Origin of the sequence: Sphingobacterium sp. B29, from assembly GCF_001952815.1 — a bacterium.
Taxonomy (GTDB): domain Bacteria; phylum Bacteroidota; class Bacteroidia; order Sphingobacteriales; family Sphingobacteriaceae; genus Sphingobacterium; species Sphingobacterium siyangense.
In genome coordinates this window covers 4431702-4451174 of record NZ_CP019158.1, presented here as the reverse complement: position 1 = coordinate 4451174, position 19473 = coordinate 4431702, and the positions used below count along the sequence as shown (strand labels likewise).

General features: G+C 38.5%; 17 protein-coding genes. 7 read left to right on the top strand and 10 right to left on the bottom strand.

The window, feature by feature from the left end; translation table 11 throughout:
• Positions 1 to 32: 32 nt before the first annotated feature.
• Genes truB through BV902_RS19135 form a run of 4 tightly spaced genes read right to left on the bottom strand, consistent with a single transcriptional unit; the run spans position 33 to position 2702 of the window.
• Positions 33 to 755 carry a tRNA pseudouridine(55) synthase TruB gene (gene truB / locus BV902_RS19150; RefSeq protein ID WP_075993315.1) on the bottom strand — a complete coding sequence of 241 codons (723 nt, stop codon included), beginning with the start codon at positions 753 to 755 and terminating at the stop codon, positions 33 to 35.
• A gap of 9 nt (positions 756 to 764) precedes the next feature.
• Positions 765 to 1559 (bottom strand): undecaprenyl-diphosphate phosphatase, encoded by a 795-nt coding sequence (locus tag BV902_RS19145; protein ID WP_075993314.1) that lies wholly within the window; start codon positions 1557 to 1559, stop codon positions 765 to 767.
• 22 nt (positions 1560 to 1581) lie between these two features.
• Positions 1582 to 1821, bottom strand: a complete 240-nt coding sequence (locus BV902_RS19140) for a DUF3098 domain-containing protein (protein WP_075993313.1) — start codon at positions 1819 to 1821, stop codon at positions 1582 to 1584.
• A 2-nt stretch (positions 1822 to 1823) separates the two neighbouring features.
• The gene (locus BV902_RS19135) at positions 1824 to 2702 is read right to left on the bottom strand and encodes a cell division protein FtsX (protein ID WP_046674489.1); all 879 of its coding nucleotides are present in this window, start codon (positions 2700 to 2702) and stop codon (positions 1824 to 1826) included.
• Positions 2703 to 2920: 218 nt separating this feature from the next.
• Between BV902_RS19135 and leuS the strand changes: the two genes are divergently transcribed.
• Positions 2921 to 5704: a leucine--tRNA ligase gene (leuS, locus tag BV902_RS19130; RefSeq protein WP_075993312.1), complete on the top strand. Its 2784-nt coding sequence runs from the start codon at positions 2921 to 2923 to the stop codon at positions 5702 to 5704.
• 74 nt (positions 5705 to 5778) lie between these two features.
• Here leuS and BV902_RS19125 read toward each other — a convergent pair whose 3' ends face one another.
• Positions 5779 to 6060, bottom strand: a complete 282-nt coding sequence (locus BV902_RS19125; protein ID WP_070565582.1) for a GNAT family N-acetyltransferase — start codon at positions 6058 to 6060, stop codon at positions 5779 to 5781.
• A gap of 370 nt (positions 6061 to 6430) precedes the next feature.
• Here BV902_RS19125 and BV902_RS19120 point away from each other — a divergent pair, with 370 nt between their 5' ends.
• Positions 6431 to 6856: a cold-shock protein gene (locus BV902_RS19120; RefSeq protein ID WP_075993311.1), complete on the top strand. Its 426-nt coding sequence runs from the start codon at positions 6431 to 6433 to the stop codon at positions 6854 to 6856.
• Positions 6857 to 7682: 826 nt separating this feature from the next.
• Here BV902_RS19120 and BV902_RS19110 read toward each other — a convergent pair.
• Positions 7683 to 7868 (bottom strand): hypothetical protein, encoded by a 186-nt coding sequence (locus BV902_RS19110; RefSeq protein ID WP_075993309.1) that lies wholly within the window; start codon positions 7866 to 7868, stop codon positions 7683 to 7685.
• Between the two features lie 60 nt (positions 7869 to 7928).
• Between BV902_RS19110 and BV902_RS19105 the strand changes: the two genes are divergently transcribed.
• Complete coding sequence (locus tag BV902_RS19105) at positions 7929 to 8510, top strand: TetR/AcrR family transcriptional regulator (protein ID WP_075993308.1); 582 nt, start codon at positions 7929 to 7931, stop codon at positions 8508 to 8510.
• 34 nt (positions 8511 to 8544) lie between these two features.
• On the opposite strand, the gene BV902_RS19100 is transcribed toward BV902_RS19105, so the two are convergent.
• Both BV902_RS19100 and BV902_RS19095 read right to left on the bottom strand, forming a co-directional pair.
• Positions 8545 to 9390: a metallophosphoesterase gene (locus BV902_RS19100; protein ID WP_075993307.1), complete on the bottom strand. Its 846-nt coding sequence runs from the start codon at positions 9388 to 9390 to the stop codon at positions 8545 to 8547.
• A 9-nt stretch (positions 9391 to 9399) separates the two neighbouring features.
• Positions 9400 to 9900 (bottom strand): GNAT family N-acetyltransferase, encoded by a 501-nt coding sequence (locus BV902_RS19095; protein WP_075993306.1) that lies wholly within the window; start codon positions 9898 to 9900, stop codon positions 9400 to 9402.
• A gap of 115 nt (positions 9901 to 10015) precedes the next feature.
• Here BV902_RS19095 and BV902_RS19090 point away from each other — a divergent pair, with 115 nt between their 5' ends.
• Entirely contained in the window at positions 10016 to 10495 is a 480-nt protein-coding gene (locus tag BV902_RS19090) for an SRPBCC family protein (protein WP_075993305.1), read from the top strand.
• Positions 10496 to 10655: 160 nt separating this feature from the next.
• Here BV902_RS19090 and BV902_RS19085 read toward each other — a convergent pair whose 3' ends face one another.
• Together BV902_RS19085 and BV902_RS19080 are read right to left on the bottom strand one after the other, a co-directional pair.
• On the bottom strand, positions 10656 to 11123 hold the full coding sequence (locus BV902_RS19085; RefSeq protein ID WP_075993304.1) for a hypothetical protein: 468 nt from the start codon (positions 11121 to 11123) through the stop codon (positions 10656 to 10658).
• Between the two features lie 1819 nt (positions 11124 to 12942).
• Positions 12943 to 13782, bottom strand: coding sequence for a DUF4846 domain-containing protein (locus BV902_RS19080; protein ID WP_075993303.1), 840 nt, complete (start codon positions 13780 to 13782; stop codon positions 12943 to 12945).
• 165 nt (positions 13783 to 13947) lie between these two features.
• Here BV902_RS19080 and BV902_RS19075 point away from each other — a divergent pair, with 165 nt between their 5' ends.
• The 3 genes from BV902_RS19075 to BV902_RS19065 all read left to right on the top strand — a co-directional run bounded on the left by BV902_RS19075 (position 13948) and on the right by BV902_RS19065 (position 19471).
• A complete protein-coding gene (locus BV902_RS19075) occupies positions 13948 to 17370 on the top strand; it encodes a glycosyltransferase (protein ID WP_075993302.1) in 3423 nt (1140 codons plus the stop codon).
• Positions 17371 to 17550: 180 nt separating this feature from the next.
• Positions 17551 to 19074 (top strand): bifunctional ADP-dependent NAD(P)H-hydrate dehydratase/NAD(P)H-hydrate epimerase, encoded by a 1524-nt coding sequence (locus BV902_RS19070; RefSeq protein WP_075993301.1) that lies wholly within the window; start codon positions 17551 to 17553, stop codon positions 19072 to 19074.
• On the top strand, positions 19055 to 19471 hold the full coding sequence (locus tag BV902_RS19065) for a GNAT family N-acetyltransferase (RefSeq protein WP_083663675.1): 417 nt from the start codon (positions 19055 to 19057) through the stop codon (positions 19469 to 19471). The genes BV902_RS19070 and BV902_RS19065 overlap by 20 nt, the downstream gene beginning before the upstream one ends.
• Positions 19472 to 19473: the final 2 nt, after the last annotated feature.

Below are 19473 nucleotides of genomic sequence, written 5' to 3'. Positions count from 1 at the left end.
AGATAAAGAATCAATAAAATGGGAGTGTAAAGTTATTTAATGATTTCTTTATGACGTTTTATTTCAGCGATAAGTTGTTCTAGATTCCAGGCATTTTCTACCGAATAATCTCCACTTTTGGTGCGTCTTAAAGAACTCAGATGTGATCCACTCTGTAAGATTTTTCCAAAGTCATAGGCCAATGATCTAATGTAGGTTCCTTTTGAACAGGATATGCGAAAATACACGTTGGGAAGCTCGATCTTTTCAATGAGAAAGCTATTGATGCGTACCTGGCGGGATTTTATTTCAACCTCTTCGCCACGACGGGCCTTTTCATAGACGCGTTCACCATTAATTTTTATGGCTGAATGGGCTGGAGGAAACTGCTGAATTTCGCCTTCAAAGGATTTTGCTGCTTCGAAGATCATTTCCTCTGTGATGTGATCGATTGGAAAGGTTTGGTCAATTTCTGTTTCCAGATCGTAAGAAGGCGTTGTCGCTCCTAATGTGATCGAACCTGTATATTCTTTGTCTTCAGCTTGGTAGCTGTCTATTTTCTTTGTTAGTTTTCCGGTACATACAATCAGTAGACCTGTTGCCAGTGGATCTAGAGTTCCTGCATGACCGACTTTTAATTTTAATGGCTTGATTGAGTTTCTAACTTTACCAACAACATCAAAACTTGTCCATGTTAAAGGTTTATCGATCAACAACATTTCTCCTTCAGCAAAGTTGAACTTTGCTGAATTTTCACTAACCTCTATATTTTCCATCCGAAGATTTTAGATAATTTGTAAACTATGGCCCGAAAGTAGGAGGGCAAGAATAATAACACCAACGATGATTCGGTACCAACCAAATGCTTTAAAACCATATTTGGTCAAAAAGCCAATAAAAGACTTAATGGCTACAATTGCAACAACGAAACCAATTAGATTTCCAATAATAAGCAAATTAAGTTCTTCTCCTGTGAAGGTGTTACCTTCTTTAAAAAACTTTAAAAGCTTTACTGCAGAAGCACCAAACATCATAGGCAAAGCAAGGAAAAAGGAAAATTCCGCAGCAGCTTTACGGGTTAGTTTCTCAGCCATACCGCCAATAATTGTACTTGCAGATCTTGAGGTACCCGGGATTAATGCAAGACATTGGTATACCCCGATCATAAAAGCTTGTTTGTAGGAAACCTTGTCCGAATCTTCAACAGTTGGTTTGTTGAACCACTTGTCAACGAAAAGTAGCACTACGCCGCCGACTACCAACATCACTGCGACCATTAAAGGACTCTCTAATAATGCATCAATATAATCGTTGAATAGCAAACCCAATATAGAGGCTGGAATAGCTGCAATGACCAATTTGTAGTAAAATGATAGCGTTTTAAAAAAACGTTTGTAGTATAGTACCAGAACCGATAATATTGTTCCTAACTGGATGACAATCGTAAATAGTTTGACAAATGCCGATGGTTGAATACCCATTAAGGCAGTAGCAATGATCATATGACCTGTCGAAGATACAGGCAAAAACTCCGTTAATCCTTCAATGATAGCAAGGATGATAGCTTCAATAATAGACATCTGTTTAAGATAAGATTATGCTTTAATTTGATTTGTTTTTGGGACGATATAGGATTGCCGCAAAGCCTATCGCAAACCCAAGAACAACAACAATAGGGGCCAAGGTAATCTTGGTAAAACTATAGATATCAGTTTCACCAGACATCAATGTAAAGCCTATGATTACAATAGCTAAGCTCGCTATGAACAGTTGGTAATTTACTTTGGAGAATACAAATGAACCTTTGTTGACTGATTCAGTAGATTTCTTTATTTGAGCCATTTTTATCTGTATAAATCGTTAGATTGTGCCTTTAAATATTTTGTTACTGCGAAATAGGTGCTAAGTCCCGAAATGAGAATTCCAATCAAGATTACGCCTAAAAAGATCACCGCAAATTCGAACCAGTTGCGTAAAAAGACCAGTTCTGGTATTTGCTGTTGTGCAAATTTCAGCGTTAAAATGAGGAGTAAAATCGCGATCAAAGATCCCAGTAAACCATGAATGATGCCATACGTTATAAATGGTTTACGAATAAAGTTTTTAGTAGCCCCAATCAATTGCATACTTTTGATTAAGAAACGTTGTGAATAGATCGCAAGACGTATCGTATTGTTGATTAAAGCTACGGCGATAATCAATAGAATAACCGCAAAAGCAAGAACAATCATTCCGATGATGCGTACGTTTTTGTTGACCATGTCAATTAATGACTCTTGGTATACAACTTCTTTAATTTTATTGTTTTTGGAGATCTTTTCAATAAAAGTTTTAATGCTATCTGTATTGGCATAATTCTCTTTCATGTAAACATCCAAAGAAGGTAGAAGTGGGTTATGGCCCAAATATTGTACGAAATCTTCACCAAGATCTTCTTTCAAGTTTTTTGCAGCCAATTCCTTACTAATATATTCGGTGCGAAGCACGTAGGGATCTTTTTCAAGGTCTTTTTGTAGAGAAAGGACATCACCTTCACTTGTGCCATCATTTACGATGACATTTAAGACGATATTTTCCTTAACGTATTTCGAAAGATTTTTAGCGTGCACCAAGAGTAATCCCAACATACCTGTTACCAACAACACGAGAGCGATACTGATAACCGTAGATACATATACAGATTTTGTTTTTCTTTTTTGTGTGCTTAATTCGTATTCTGACATAATAAGCAAAAATTTATTTGCGAAAGTAACTATTTGAGTGGAAGATTTCGAATTAATCTTGTAATTACTTTGATAAAAATCAATTCGAGGGCTGTTTTCTTCCTATGTTTAATTAACTTTTCAATACTATAATTTATTGTTCAAACTACAAAACTTTTATCACATTTCAGTATTAAAATCGTAATTTCGCAAGTCATAAAAATTCCTTACGAATAAAAATGGAGTATAATCACAAATCATTAGAGAAAAAGTGGCAAAAGTTTTGGGCGGATCATAAAACGTACAAAACGTCCGATACGCATCAAAAGCCAAAATACTATGTATTGGATATGTTTCCTTATCCTTCCGGAGCGGGGCTGCACGTTGGTCACCCGCTGGGATATATTGCTTCGGACATCTTTTCAAGATATAAACGTTTGAAAGGTTTCAATGTATTGCATCCGATGGGATATGATTCTTTTGGACTTCCTGCAGAGCAATATGCCATTCAAACTGGTCAGCATCCTGCAGTGACGACTGAGGTAAATATCAATCGGTACCGTGAGCAAATGGATAACATTGGGTTCTCTTATGATTGGAGTAGAGAAGTACGTACTTCTGATCCGTCGTATTACAAATGGACACAATGGATTTTTATGAGATTGTTTGATTCTTGGTATAATAAGGAATCAGATAAAGCTGAACCGATCGAAACGTTAATCGCGAGGTTTGTTGCAAGTGGTTCAACTGGCATTTCAGCAGTTTCGGATGAAGATGTCTTGGAATTCAGCGCTGACGAATGGAAATCTTTTGATGAAGAAAAACAGCAGCGGGAATTGTTGAAATATCGGATTGCTTATTTGCGTGAAAGTACTGTAAACTGGTGTGCTGCTTTAGGTACAGTATTAGCGAATGACGAGGTAATCAACGGTGTCTCTGAGCGCGGAGGTTATCCTGTAGAGCAAAAGAAGATGATGCAGTGGTCTATGCGTATTACTGCTTATGCAGATCGTTTATTGAAAGGTTTGGATACCATTGATTGGCCAGAACCTTTGGTTGAAATGCAACGAAACTGGATCGGAAAATCTGTAGGTGCCTCGGTGAAATTTCCCGTACCACAATTAAGTACAGCAATTGAAGTGTTTACGACGCGTGTAGATACGATATATGGTGTTTCTTTTGTCGTTTTGGCTCCAGAACATGAATTGGTTGCAGCATTGACTACCCCTGAGCAGCAAACAGAAGTAGACGCCTATATCGAGAAAACTTCGAAAAAATCTGAATTGGATCGTATGGCTGATACAAAAACAGTCTCTGGTGCTTTTACGGGTGCTTACGCTAAACATCCAATTTCAGGACAAGATGTACAGATCTGGATCGCAGATTACGTACTTGCTGGTTATGGTACAGGTGCTGTAATGGCGGTTCCTAGTGGCGATCAACGCGACTACGTATTCGCTAAACATTTCGCTCTTCCTATTATTCCTATTTCGGATACTCAAAATATTGAAGAAGAAGCTGATCCAAATAAAGATGGAAAATACATCAATTCCGATTTTATCAATGGTATGACTTACCAAGAAGCGGTTCCGGCTTTGATTTCGAAATTAGAAGAATTGAAATTAGGTAAAGCGAAAATAAACTTCCGTATGCGTGATGCTATTTTTGGTCGTCAGCGCTATTGGGGAGAACCCGTTCCTGTCTACTTTAAAAATGGATTACCTTATTTAATTAAAGAAGAAGAATTACCGCTCTTATTGCCCGAAGTTGATAAATATTTACCGACAGAATCAGGAGAACCTCCTTTAGGAAGGGCCAAAGATTGGAAATATGAAGATCAGTACGAGTATGAACTGAGCACGATGCCAGGATGGGCGGGCTCTTCATGGTATTGGTTTAGGTATATGGATCCGAAAAATGAAGGTAATTTTGCGTCTAAAGAGGCTGTGGATTATTGGAAAGCGGTGGATTTATATATCGGTGGTTCTGAGCACGCTACAGGGCACTTATTATATTCGCGTTTTTGGAACAAGTTCTTGAAAGATTTGGGTTACCAAAATGAGGAAGAGCCATTCCGCAAATTGATTAATCAAGGTATGATTCAAGGGCGCTCTAATTTTGTGTATCGTGTACTTGATGACGAAGGGAGAGGTACAAATCAATTTGTGTCTTATGGATTAAGAAATGAATACAAAACTATTCCTTTACATGTAGACGTGAATATTGTTCATAATGATGTACTGGATTTGGAAAAATTCAAAAACTTCAGGCCGGATTTTGCAAATGCTGAATTTGTATTGGAAAATGGGAAGTATATCTGCGGTAGTGAGGTGGAGAAAATGTCTAAATCCAAATTCAATGTGGTCAATCCTGATGATATTATCGAATCCTATGGAGCAGATACATTGCGTCTATACGAAATGTTTTTAGGGCCTTTGGAGCAGGCTAAGCCTTGGAATACAAATGGTATTGAAGGGGTTTATAAGTTCTTACGTAAAGTATGGCGACTGTTCCACGATGCTGAGGGTAATTTCAGTGTTTCCGATGAAGATCCATCCAAAGCAGAGTTTAAAGCCTTACATAAAATTATCAAAAAGGTGGAAGATGATATCGAACGTTTCTCATTCAATACTTCTGTTTCAGCCTTTATGATCTGTGTCAATGAATTGACTGAGTTGAAATGCAATAAAAGACAGATATTGGAACAGCTCGTCATTGTTCTTCAGCCTTATGCACCACATATTACGGAAGAGTTGTGGGCGCTGTTGGGTAACGACGCCGGCACACTTTCTTACGCTTCATATCCTGTGTTCAAGGCAGAATATTTGGTTGAATCTGAATTTGCTTATCCCGTATCTTTCAATGGTAAGATGAAATTCAATCTATCATTAGCGCTTGATTTAGATCAAAAAGCAGTAGAAGATACGATTAAAGCACATGCTGATGTACAACGGCATTTAGATGGGAAGGCGATCAAAAAGATTATTTTTGTCAAAGGAAAAATAATCAATATCGTGATTTAACCCACCCAATACAGTATAAAAAGCCGTTTTATCGACAGTATAAAAAGCCGTTTGATCGAGAGAAAAAACGCTTTTTATGCCAATACATCTTGAAAAGCTATTGTTTTATCGAAGATAGCTTTCGCATAGGGACAATTTGGGATAATTTTGGCGTCATTCTTTCGGGCATAGTCAACAGCCTCCAGTACCAATTTTTTTCCCACACTCATTCCCTGATACTCATCGTAGACTTCCGTATGATCAATGGAAAACTCATGATCGTTTTGCCAGGTGTACTCTAAAATTCCGGCTTCATTATTTTCAACTTCTGCAATAAAATTGCCTCTTTCGTCCCTTTCGATGTTTCTTATTTCCATAGTTTTTTTTAAAAATAACGTCCAAATGATCTTTTTGTTTTATGGAATTTTTCAATTTTGTGATCGAAATAAATCTTGTTTAAAAAGATCGAAAGATCGATGGCTTCAGGTAGCTGACTGTTATCAGGGGCCATTGTACGCGACTAAGTTTAGACAAAAAATTATGAACTTGATATTCGTGTTTAAAGTCGAAGAAACGAATCGGTTCCAGGTTGAGATCACTTTGTACAGGATCGCTCACTATCCCTTTTTTAAAGAATTTTTTGTACCTTTGCAATTATCTCCTTAGAACACATCGCATTTTTATCTTTTCAACGAAGCTCTAAAGGTCCGTAACCTCCTCGGGAACATTTATTTTAATCCATATTGAATGAGCAAAAGCCAAATTACATTTAACAAAAAAGAACGAGAAAAAAAGAAACTACTCAAAAAACAACAAAAAATTGAGAAAAAAGAATTCAACAAAACAAACAACGACAAGGGGAAATCTTTGGAAGAATTGTTTGCTTATGTTGATGAACATGGGAATATTTCAGACAGACCTGCGATAAAATTGAAAGAAGGGGAGAGTCCAAGCATGGCCTCAAATCATCATGACGAGTATTCCTTCGGAAAAGTTGTCCATTACAATAACGACTCCAACTATGGGTTTATTAGAGACAACGAAACTCAGCAATCGATTTATTTCAATGACCGTCTTGCTGGACAGAAATTGAACCTGAATCAGAAAGTGAAGTTTAAATTTAAAAGTGCTAAACAAGGTGCTCAAGTCACTGAAGTCTTGATCGAGTATTAGCTAAAAAAGTACTCTTAATCGAGTATTGATGATTATAAGGCCTTTTGTTTGATGTCAGGGTATTTGGAGTCAAACAAAGGTTTTTTACATTTATCTGAATGCCTGCTTCCCGTTAATGGTATTCTTTAAAAGAGAGGCTTCCCGCAGTTTTAGCTTTTAAATCGCGTTCATTAATCGCTCGCTTCAGAGCGAAAAGAGTTTTTCCCTACCGATATAATTTCACGATTACCTTTATAAAAAAAGTTCAATTTTTAGAATTCCCTTTATTTCGAATATGTCGCTGATCTAATTTTGATGTGATCTGTATACTTTTTACGTGATCTGTATGCTTTTTATATGGTCCTTCTGGGGTTACCCTTGTAGTTTTGTGATATTTTGCCTTAAATGCTGTTGATTCTAAGTTGTCTTCTAAGAATTTATAGGGTAAATTTCTGGTTATTGTTCCTCTCTTGTATAAGTTGATGATTTTTTTTGATATAGAAGGATTGATGGAACCAGAAATAAAATAACCCCCCAGCAAAGTAAGCTACGACGTCAGCAATATCTCCAGTATTATAAATGGTATATTGAGGCATGATCCATTCAAAAAGTAAGGAGGTAAAGAATGAAATTATCCAGATTTGGTAAAGCGGATAACCATGGGCTCTGCCATTGTTGAATACATAACTACCCACGATAGATGAACAATGGATAATGATCGGTACAAAAACGAAATCAGTCAGCCAGTCGTTCAGGAAGGGGATAGGGAAATGATTAGACCGAGTAAATCGAATAAAGAACCAACAAAACCAGTAGAAGATAAATAAGCCGTCAAACAGCTCCCTACTTAATGAGCGAAGGAGACGGCGATTAACATTGCTATAGCACCACATGCCATTAAAGTTAAAAACATAAAGAAAGCAGTCTGTTTACCGAATTTCTTCCAAGAACTGTCGTTTGGATGAGCTGGGATTAAAGTTTGTTTTAATTCGATGTATTGCCTTTTTAGCCAATTTCCCGTTGATTTTTCCATGTATATGATCTTATTTTTAGTTCATGACGTAAAATTAGAACAATTGTTCTAATTTTAGTCATGAATACGAAAGAAAAAATTATTGTGGGTGCGTTGAAGCTTTATAATCGTGATGGTATACGTACGGTAACAACGCGTCAAATTGCTCAGGAACTGAATATAAGTGCCGGTAATCTTCATTATCATTTTAAACATACCGAGGATATTATTTTTCAACTCTTCCAATTATTGCAAAATGAGTATGAAAAGGTGATTTTGAAGCCTGAAGATGATGCAAGCACATTTCGCCAGGTGCTGGATAGTTTTATTGATGGCTCTTATGCGTTGATATCGAAATACAGGTTTATTTTTGAGAATTTTGTTGAAATTTGCAACTGGATCCCCAGTATTGCAAAAGCTTACAGAAATTTGGTGGCACAGCGTGAAGAGCAACTCGTCTCTCTATTTTTGTATTACGCTGAGTTAGGCATGTTTCGTTCTGATATACCCCTGGTAAATTTACAGGGGTTCGTGCGCCAACTTTTTATCATTTCAGATTTTTGGAGCTCAAGCTATGCTGTTTTGGGTGCACACCAAAATGGAAATCCACTGGAAGATTATAGACAGACGATTCACACGGCCTTTTATCCATATCTTCTTTAAAGGAACGGGTCAAATTGGATCGATCCTTGGATTGTTATTCTTTCCTTAATGTGAAAATGGTAACCTCGGGTCGGGCGTTGAATCTGATGGGAATGCTGTGTCCCAGTCCGCGGTTGATATATAATGTTCTGTCTCCGCTTATTTTCTTGATTCCTTGATCGTAGTTTTTATTTTTTACGGGAATAATCGGGGAGCCCCAAAAAGGAATTCTTACTTGGCCAGCATGTGTGTGTCCTGCCAGGATCCAGCCATTGTATCTATTCCAGCCGTCGAGGTCTGCGGCATCCGGATTATGACATAATACTAAACTGGCTTGAGATTGATCGTAGTCTTTCATGGCCTTTACAAGGTCAAAGTTTGTTCCCCAAAAGTCATCTATACCAAATATTCTTAACCCCTGGGTTATTACGCTTTCATTTCTCAATACTTTTATCGAATATCCATGGAGTAGGCTAACGATTGAATCTGCTGCCGCACTGTCCTGAAAATTTTTTCCATAGTCATGATTGCCTAGAATTGCCAATGTTTGAAGTTTGCCTTTTGGGGCATCTTGCATGACTTCATTGAGTTGTTCTAAGGGGATTTTATTGTTAACAAGACGTACAAAATCGCCGGTGTATACCACGATATCGGGCTTTAATGCTCCGATTTCCCGAAAGGTTCTTTTTATAAAATCTTTATCCACATAGTTGCCGATATGGATGTCCGAGATCTGGATCAATGATTTTCCTTCCAATGCTTCTGGTAAATGTTTTACAGTTAGATTGATCTGCTCGTATTTTACCCAATGTGGCTCGATTTTCCAGCTGTAAAAACCGAGCAATGCACCCATTACGAATAAACATATTGCTATATGCTTTAATTTTCGCTTATTTTTCATAGCGCTAAATTAACTTTTCCAGTCAGATTTGCTAATCTTCATATTGAGGCTTTTCCAGATTTCGTTGCCAATTGTTACTTCCGAAATCATATTTTCGTTAATTCGAAAACCTACGGCTTCATAACATCGGATTGCATTGTGATTCCAGTCATAAACGTTTAAATCGGCTGTTTCATAATTGCCTTCAATAAAAAGCCGCCTGAGTAGTGTGTTTACAGTGCTCTTGCCGTAACCTTTATTTCGTTCCGAATTTTTTGCGATCAGAATACGGCAAAGTCTTGGAATATCCCGTTCGAAGCTTAATTCGCAGTGGCCGATAATTTCATTGGTTGCTGTATCGATTATTTTAAAGGCGTTTCGCTTTGGGTCTTGAATGTATTTTTCAAGTTGGTCGTCAGTAAGCGGAAACGAAAAATACGGTCCTGCAAACTGTAATAGTTCCTCTGCTGATCGAATCCATGACTTAAAAAGCGGGAAATCTGATTTTTCGAATTGAAGTAGTGTTACCATGATTATTGTCTAGTTGCCGTTCTGAAGGCAAATCAATTTAGAAAATTCTCGAGCCCGATCCTAAAGAAATTACTGAATTTTACGAAATTCGTGCGAAATATATTGAAAGAGCAATATGCCGCAGCTTATTTTAGATACAATTATAGAAGCTCCTTTATCGGTTGTTTTTGATTTGGCACGTAGTATTGATCTGCATATGTATTCGACAAAGAAAACTGGAGAGAAGGCAATTGATGGGGTGACGACGGGATTAATCGAGGCAGGTCAGCAGGTGCGCTGGCGCGCAAGGCATCTTGGTGTAAAGCAAACATTGACTGTGCAGATAACAGTGATGGAAAAACCTCATTTTTTCGAAGATCGTATGACTCAAGGAGTGTTTCATTCGATGGATCCCCAGCATATTTTCAAGGAACTAGAACATGGTAAAGTATTAATGCGCGATGTGTTCAATTTTAAGGCTCCGCTCGGGGTTCTGGGAAGGCTTGTGGAATGGCTATTTTTAACCCGATACATGCTGCGCTTTCTTGAAGAAAGAAATCAGGCGATCAAAGAAGTTGCTGAGTCGGGTAAATACCGGCTGTATCTTCCGGTCTAGTTTCCTTCGGAAATAAGCGATAGGTTGTAGGTGTCGACTTTCAATTTTCGCGAGAAACATTGGGGTAAATTTTTCAACTAGATCACATTTAGCAGTTCAATAAGCGATGATGTTGGGATGCTCCACTTTTTCGCTGAATTATCTGAAAGCTCGTATGTGTTTAATGGTTTCTAGCAACAACAACTATCGTTGGATTTGCTTTCCGAAGTTGCTCCTGTAAGAAATCAAAAGCTCCTTTCTGATTCATGGTGACCTGATAGATTTTGTTGAATTCATTATAGAAATAGATGCGATAGCTGTTGGGCCCCCGGTAGTTTCTGATGATTTTTGTTTCAATGCGATGAATTTGACTAATTGGGATCTGTTTGTCTCCAATGAATGGGAAAAATAAAATTTCATTTTCACAAAAAAGATATGGGGCGATAGCTGAAAAGATGCGGACCAGTCGTCTGCTATATTGTTGGTAGATGTCAAGATCATCATCGTTTAGTTGTTGCAGTGCATGGATGAATTTTTGGTTTTTAATGTAAGCTATCCAGCTCAATAGGCCGAACGCAAAGCCTAGATAAACGAAAAGAAAGGATAGGGTAGGGAGTGATTTTGAAAAAAAACGACAGCCTGTCTTCACTGTCCGACCATTTCTGAAAAAAAAGCCACCAGAAAAAATCCGTAACAAAAAACGAACATCGCGAGGAAGATGCCAATGGTCACATTGCGGGTTTTCCTGATTTTTATAAGTTCTGTTTTTAAAAATGATCTCAATACAGAGGGGTCGTTACGCATGGTTTGTTTGGAAAACTTAAATATAATAAAAGCGTTTGTTTTGTTCTGTGTGAATTTGATTTTATGGATTTGGGTAGTTTTAGTTGTAATGTTTTACTTAAGGTTATTCTGTTTATTTAGCTGTATTAAATTTTCTTATTGATTTGTTTTGTTGTTTTTTGACGCTGTTAAGTATACCGAATGGGGTATCTAACCCATCAAATTCGATTGCGGTCCCGATGCTGTAAATGTTGTTTTAAGCTCGTTTGTGCCTCTCTTTTTCCTGAGCAACCATGCCCTGCTCAACTCGGAGATGATGTCTTAAATTGATTAAAAGAGGGCTAGAATTAAGTCGGGTGATTAGGATGGTTAGTCTCGGTTGCCGCAGATCGAATCAGGTGGGAGTTGTGTGTCTATGTAGCGGACAAGTTTTTTACATCATCCTATAGTTTTGATGAAAGGTTGTTATTACTCGTTCTAAGCAATTTTATGTAAATTGTGAGTAAACGGGTGATTGTGTAGAGATATTGTCTTAGATCGAATTAAAATGATGTTAAATCCGGTGTTTACTTATATCTAATGAAGTGGTCTTTGCAAATGGACTTGCTTGGGGGGCGAAACGTTTCGCATGATGTTGGTAGAAGCGCTAGAGAAATATAGTAAAGTACATGTGCACGCTCTGCTGCATGGATGCTCTTTTGGGTAGGCGGCCATCGTTAATGGCGGGAACTGTGACCTCGAACTGTACAATGCACATGAAGAATTTAAAGATTGTGGTCTCCTGTATTTTTTTTCTATCCGACACTGGATGGAATGCCCGCTTTGGCGCTATCCATGAATAGCAGAAAGGGCATGGATAAAATTTTATCCATGCCCTTTCTGCTCTAAAAACCGATCTTTTTAAATCGTTTTTAATGTGTTTTTTTTATTTATATAATCTATGTAATGTATTGCTATATAGATATTAATTTGTGTTTTTTTTGATTTTATTTTAAAAACTGTAAAATTGTGTGAAAATGGTGTTATAGTCAGAAAATGATCCATATTTTTTTGGTTTAACCCAAAGGAAAGATATCAAAAAAGGAGCATTGTTGCCTTGGTATAGGCTGACAAAAAAAACTATTTCCTTGTTCCATGGAGTGGATTAAATAAAAAGTGAGAGTTACTTTCAGGGAGTTATAGCCAGTTTGGTGGTGACCTTATTACAAGTTTAGAAATGGTCCTAGGATCATCTTATTTCGCGTAATTTCAATGATTTGAATAATTGAATGGCGGGACGCTTAAATGCGATACATTTTAATGTTTTATAATTTTTATATTGCTTTTAATCAGTTGTATTATGTGGATTATATGAATGTGTGGTTTTATACGAAAAAAGCGAATTTTACGTCTTCCGAATTATTTTCAAAATGGTACTCAATAGAAAAAATGAAGGAAGAAGCTGAAGAATTAGCCTGTTAATCCAAGGAATTACCTATGGTTTTATCAGGGTTGATATGGCTTTTTGTTAATAGGATTTTCCCTTTAATCAGGTCGTCGTTGAATTGGCCGACCGTTGTTTTTTGAAGCATTTCCGATAGGTTATTGCGTATGCTTTTGAACTCATGGTGAAAGGGTCAGGGGTACTTTTCGAAACAGAATTTAATCATCCGCTCAATTTTAATGAGCGGATTGTTCATTGCAGACTATGGCCAAGTTTTGAGGTTTTTAGGATAAAATGTCCATTCAGGGGTTTTTATAATATCCTGGTCTATATCGTACCAAGGACTAAGCGTGCTGTTGTTCCAATTGTTTAAAATCTGTATTTCTTGAGCTGGCATGTAGCTTTGTGCGAGGAGTACGATTGTTTTTCCAGTACTGTCCTTGGCTAGATCAACTACAATGATTGCGTGGCCAATGGGTGATCCTTTCTGGATAAAAGTATCTCCAATCTTAACTTCCTGAGTCGTTTTTACATTGGGCAGCTCATCGTGTAAAGAGGCTGTGTTGGCATAGGCAAACACATATTCCAGGTATTTCCAATAGGTTGGGTAGGAATAGTCTCCTTTTGCATAGTTTGTAAAAGCGCGGGGTTTGCTATCGGAAAGGAAGTTAAATTTGATATCCTTATACCGCTTTTGTTGGTATAAGTAATCTGCCCTGAGCCGCATTACAGCATCGGCGCATTGGTGTAAATCGCGCTTTCCAATGTTTAGTTTTACAACACTATTGTAGATGTTATTTCTAGGTTTAATTTTTCCGTTATAATAATGTACCTCCTGGTCGATGGGATATAATGGAAGATTTTCGAGAAAATTTCCAAATTCTTCGACCCGGTAGGTAGGCCTTTTAAAGCCTTCTGGTAACAAAATGCGCGATTTGATCGTCATCCCATCGGGGTTGATAAACTGATTTTCGTCAGGTGCTATTGACTCAGTAGTTGCCGGATTCAAAGTTTTGTTATTAGGTGCAGCAACATTTGGCTGCCCACATCCACTGAAAACCTGACACGAGAGGAGGGGAATGAGTATATATATCGATCTCATATAAAAGTTTCTGAGCTAGTGTATTGCGTTTCATCGAATATACTTAAATTTAGATAGAATTCGAAGTGTGAATCGTCTGAAAAAATTAAGAAATTTTTAAGCTATTCATCCACTTTTTGGATCATTTTCTGATGTAGCTTAGCCGAAGTTAATAAGAATACGATTATGTCAGGAAAACAGATTTTTCAGACGTCAAGCAAAAAGCGCTGGTACGCTTTTTCATGGATGAGCAGAGCATTGGTGATCGGTTTGATCATTGGTGTTATCTGTGTGGTTTATACATTGGGAAAGATTCAGATTCCTCCTTTTCCAACAATTAATACCAACACAGCATTGACTGAAAAGTCCACCGCCAGATTAAAAAAATCCAAACAATTTAAGGAGTTTACCATTGTAAAATCCGAATTAGAGAAGATTAAACGTGACCGCGAGCTGAAGCATTTGAAACATATTGGTAGCAAAGATAGAATCAATATGGTGTTTTATGTCAGTTCTTGGTCTAATGAAGTCCGAGAGCAGTCTTTATCGGATCTACGCCGCAATATTGGTCATTTGGATATGGTTGCTATGGAATCCTTTTTTACTGTGCCTAATCAAGATACAGTAGTGGATAAAGCAGATACTGCTGCACTTAAGGTCATTCATCAATATAAGCGCAAAGCTATTGCACAGATTTCCAATTTCAGTGGTAATGATTTTGACGGGCAGACTGTAAAGGCTATTTTACTTAATCCGGATAAACAACAGCGTTTTATAGACGACATCCTTCTTAAAGTGAAGCGCAATGGCTTTGCCGGCATAAATATTGACTTTGAGAATTTACAGTTGGATGATCACAAGCCATTAAACGATTTTATGGCGCATATCTATACTGTATTTCATACGGAAGGCCTACTTGTCACGCAGGATATTTCACCTGAAAATGATGATTACGATCCCATTGCCTTACAAAAATACAACGACTATATTATTTTGATGGCTTATGATCAACATTCCATTGAAAGTAATGCCGGCGCAATTTCACATCAGGCATGGGTCGAAAAAAATCTCGATGAACTTTGCAATAAGATCGATGCAGACAAGGTGATTCTGGCTTTGGCCTGTTATGGATATGATTGGCCAAAAGGCAGTGTCGGCAAGACATTGACTTATGATAATGCGGTTATTTTGGCGCATAATTACAATGCTAAGATTACTTTTGATCCCGAATCTGCAAATCTCAACTTTAGCTATAAAGATGGGACAGGGATGCATCATGATGTTTATTTTACAGACGCTGCAACCTATTTTAATCTTATCCGCAAAGCAGATGACTGGGGGCTAGCTGGTATTGCACTTTGGCGTTTAGGAAGTGAAGACTCCCGTTTATGGTCGTTTATTTCAAGATCATTGGACCGAGAAAATCTGAAAAAAGAATCTTTTGACTTTAGAAAGATAAGCCAGATCAATGTCGGTGGGATTCAATATATTGGGGATGGGGAAATTTTGGACTTGGTCAATAGTCCTGCTCCGGGAGAGGTGAAATTCACTTACGACCCATCAACGCTTATGGTTCAGAATCAGGAGTATGTAAAAACGCCAAGTAATTATGTAATCAAACGCTTTGGAGAACGGGATAATACGGTAGTCCTGACCTTTGATGACGGTCCCGATCCTACGTATACACCACAAGTATTGGATATCTTAAAAAAGGAACATGTTCCCGGAGCTTTCTTTCTTGTTGGTGTTATGGCTGAGAAAAATATGGATCTGGTTCGGAGAGAATATCAAGAAGGCCATGAACTCGGTAACCATACCTTTTTTCATCCTGATATGTCTACAATAGGCCCAAATCGCGTTAAGTTTGAACTGAATGCCACCCGAAAGATCATCGAATGCATAACCGGTCATAGTACAATTCTTTTCAGGGCTCCTTTTAATGCTGATGCCGAGCCACAGACTGTTGCTGAAATTCTGCCTGTTGCTCAGAGCCGGAAAGAGAACTACATCAATATCGGCGAGTATATTGATCCCAACGACTGGTTACCTGGTCGTACTGCAGATGAAATCTATAATGAAGTCATAAAACAACGCGATAATGGAAACATTATTCTATTACATGATGCCGGAGGCAATCGAGAAGCGACTATAGCCGCCTTGCCGCGTATTATTCATTATTTTAAATCTCATGGTTATAAATTTGCGACGATTGGAGATTTAATGGGGAAAAAACGTGATGAACTGATGCCTCCTGTAGAAAATGCTTCCGATTCGGGATTTAGTGGATCGTCCAACCGCTTGTTCTTAGGAACATTATTTTACGGTAACATCTTCCTTAACCTGGTTTTTTCCATTGCAATTGTATTGGCAATTTTTAGAACAGCAATGATTGCTTATCTGGCAATCCGACAAAAACAAAAAAGTAAAAAAGAGCGATCTCAATTGGTTGTGGAACCTCGTGAAAAGGTAAGTGTGATCATTCCTGCCTATAATGAGGAAATAACAGTTTTGGCAACGATAAAAAGCCTGTTGAATTTGGATTACCCGAATTATGAATTGATTTTTGTTGATGATGGATCAAAAGACAAGACTTTTGAGATTGTCAGTAAGGTGTATGGCGATCATCCTAAGATAAGGTTATTTACAAAACAAAATGGGGGGAAAGCGTCTGCGCTTAACTATGGTATCCAACAATCCGAAGCACAGTTTGTGCTTTGTATCGATGCCGATACACAACTGAAAACAGATGCGTTAAAACAGTTGATGAAATATTTCAATAAACCTCAGGTCGCCGCTGTTGCGGGTAGTGTTAAAGTGGGAAATGTGCATAATATATTAACACATTGGCAATCGATCGAATATATCACCTCACAGAATATGGATCGGAGAGCGTTCGATTTGCTCAATATGATATCGGTCGTACCAGGAGCAATTGGGGCCTTCCGTAGAGCTGTTATTTTGGAAGTGGGTGGATTTACTACGGATACCTTAGCGGAAGATTGTGATTTAACCATGCGCATATTAAGAGCGGGTTATACCGTGCGAAATTCATCTGAAGCAATCGCTTATACGGAAGCACCGGATACGGTCAAAATGCTCTTCAAGCAACGTTTCCGTTGGAGTTTTGGTGTGTTGCAGAGTTTTTGGAAAAATAAACAGACCCTGTTGAATCCCAAATATGGCTATTTTGGTATGGTCGGAATGCCTAATATTCTGATTTTTCAGATTATACTGCCTTTATTTGCTCCCTTGGCCGATATTTTTATGTTATTCTCTCTCGTGAGTGGTCTTTTCTCCTTAAGCGAGGTAAATGGTATCAGCTGGACAGGAATTGCAGGATTATTTTCACTGCATAACGGTTTTGGTCAAGTGATGTTTTATTACTTCCTTTTTGTACTCGTGGATATGTTCTTTGCAGGTATTGCCTTTAAAATGGAAGGCGAGAAGCTTAGCAATTTAATTTATTTGTTTCCACAGCGTTTTTTCTGGCGTCAACTGATGTACTTCGTTTTATTCAAGTCTGTCAGAAAAGCGATTAAAGGTGAATTGAATACCTGGGGTACTTTGAAACGGACAGGGGGAGTAAAGCAGGTAATAACAAGTGAATAAGAAGCTGGTAACAACAAGTGAATAAAAAGCAGGCACGTGCATGAGCTAAACGATAGCGATCCGATGTGGTTCCTCTGTGGGATCCTACACGAGGATCACTATCACCAGCTCGCCAAAAAATGATACCGAAATTTTTAATTGACCTTGAGAATAGGTACTTTCAATAAAAATAGCAGCCACATGAAGATACTTTCCGCTCAGCAGATAAACAGGATTGATAGTGAAACCCTAAAGGATCAAAAAATCAGTAGCCTAGACCTGATGGAACGAGCTGCAACAGTTGTTTTTGAGGAAATTAAAAAGCTTCATCCCCGATTGGAGTACAGTACTTTTTTTATCTTCTGCGGTAAAGGAAACAACGGCGGCGATGGCTTGGTGTTGGCCCGTTTGTTGGACCAACAACAGGCCCAAGTCAAGGTCTATTTAGTCGATGTGGAGGATTACTCCGCTGATAATCTTGCCAATCAAAAGCGTTTACCCAATCATGTCATTCAAAAAGTTGCTGCGCAAGACCAGGTTGCTATCCCTTCCGATGCAATCGTACTGGACTGCTTGTTTGGTTATGGATTAAAGCGTGTATTGACAACTGATTGGAGCGGTATAATTTCCAGTATAAATGGATGTGGTGCAAGAATCTATTCCGTTGATATGCCTTCTGGACTACTGGCAGATAGAAAGACTGCTGCAGATGTTCCAATTGTAAAGGCAGATTTGGTTTATACCTTTCAGTTTCCAAAGCTGGCCTTGCTGCTGCCCGAAAACCAATGGTATGTAAAAGACTTCAAGGTATTGGATATCGATCTTAGCCAACGAGCAATTGAAGCGGCAGAAACCAATCTTTTTTATGTCGACGAGCCGCTTGTCAGGTCCTTTTATCGGCAACGGAGGAAATTTGATCATAAGGGAACATTTGGTCATACCCTGATTATTGGCGGAAGTAAAGGTAAAATGGGGGCTGTTCAGCTTGCGCTAAAAGCGGCTCTTCGAGCGGGCTGCGGTTTAGCTTCCGCTTATGTACCTGACGGTGGTAATACCATCTTACAGACCGCTGTGCCCGAAGCGATGGTGATAACAGATCCTGAGCAGGATTTTATTAGCCAATTCCCGGCAATCGATGGCTATCAGTCTGTGGGTATCGGAATAGGCATGGGAACAGCGCTGCATACAATTGATGCGCTAAAGGTATTTATAACCCGTATTAATGATACCCCTTTGGTATTAGATGCTGATGCTTTAAATATTCTTGCCCGCGAACCGAATCTTTGGGCTTTCGTTCCGGCGCACAGTATATTGACTCCCCATCCCAAAGAACTTAGCCGGATATTGGGTGCTTGGCAAGATGATTTCGAAAAGATGGAGAAAGTGAAAGTTTTTGCGCGTAAACATCAGTTTTACGTGTTAATAAAAGGAGCTAATAGTGCTATGGTTATGCCCGATGGAATGGTGTACTTCAATAGTACGGGCAATGTTGGGATGGCAACAGGAGGCAGTGGTGATATCCTGACGGGGATAATTACCTCCTTGCTTGGACAGGGCTATTCTTCCAAAGGGGCTTTAATTATGGGGGTATATATCCATGGGCGCGCGGCAGATATTGCGGTAAAGACCATCGGTACCTATTCCCTGTTACCGTCGGATACCATTAGTCATCTTTCCAATGCATTTATCGAATTAGATAAGGATTATGATGGATTGGTACATTGAACAAGTCTTTGCTGCCCGGACCTGGAAACTTCGAAAAGAGGTTTTCGCTTCGGAAGGAAAGTTGGCCGAGGTGATGTTGGAGAGCGATTTTGAAGCGACACATTTTGCGGCCTACGATGGAAACGACGTGGTAGGCGTGCTGAGCCTGATTAGTTTAGGTGATACTTATACAATCCATTTCCTCGCTGTTGCTCCACATGTAAGGCTGAAAGGTGTAGGTACAGCATTATTGAAGCATGCGCGACTATTTATCCATACTTTTGCTGGTAAATATCTTCTTGCAAATGTGACCGGCGATCAGCAACATTTTTGGACAAGTAATGGATTTGTTCTTCTAAAACAGCATGAAGACACCGTCACCTATTCACTATCTATAACAGATGATCCTATACATTAACT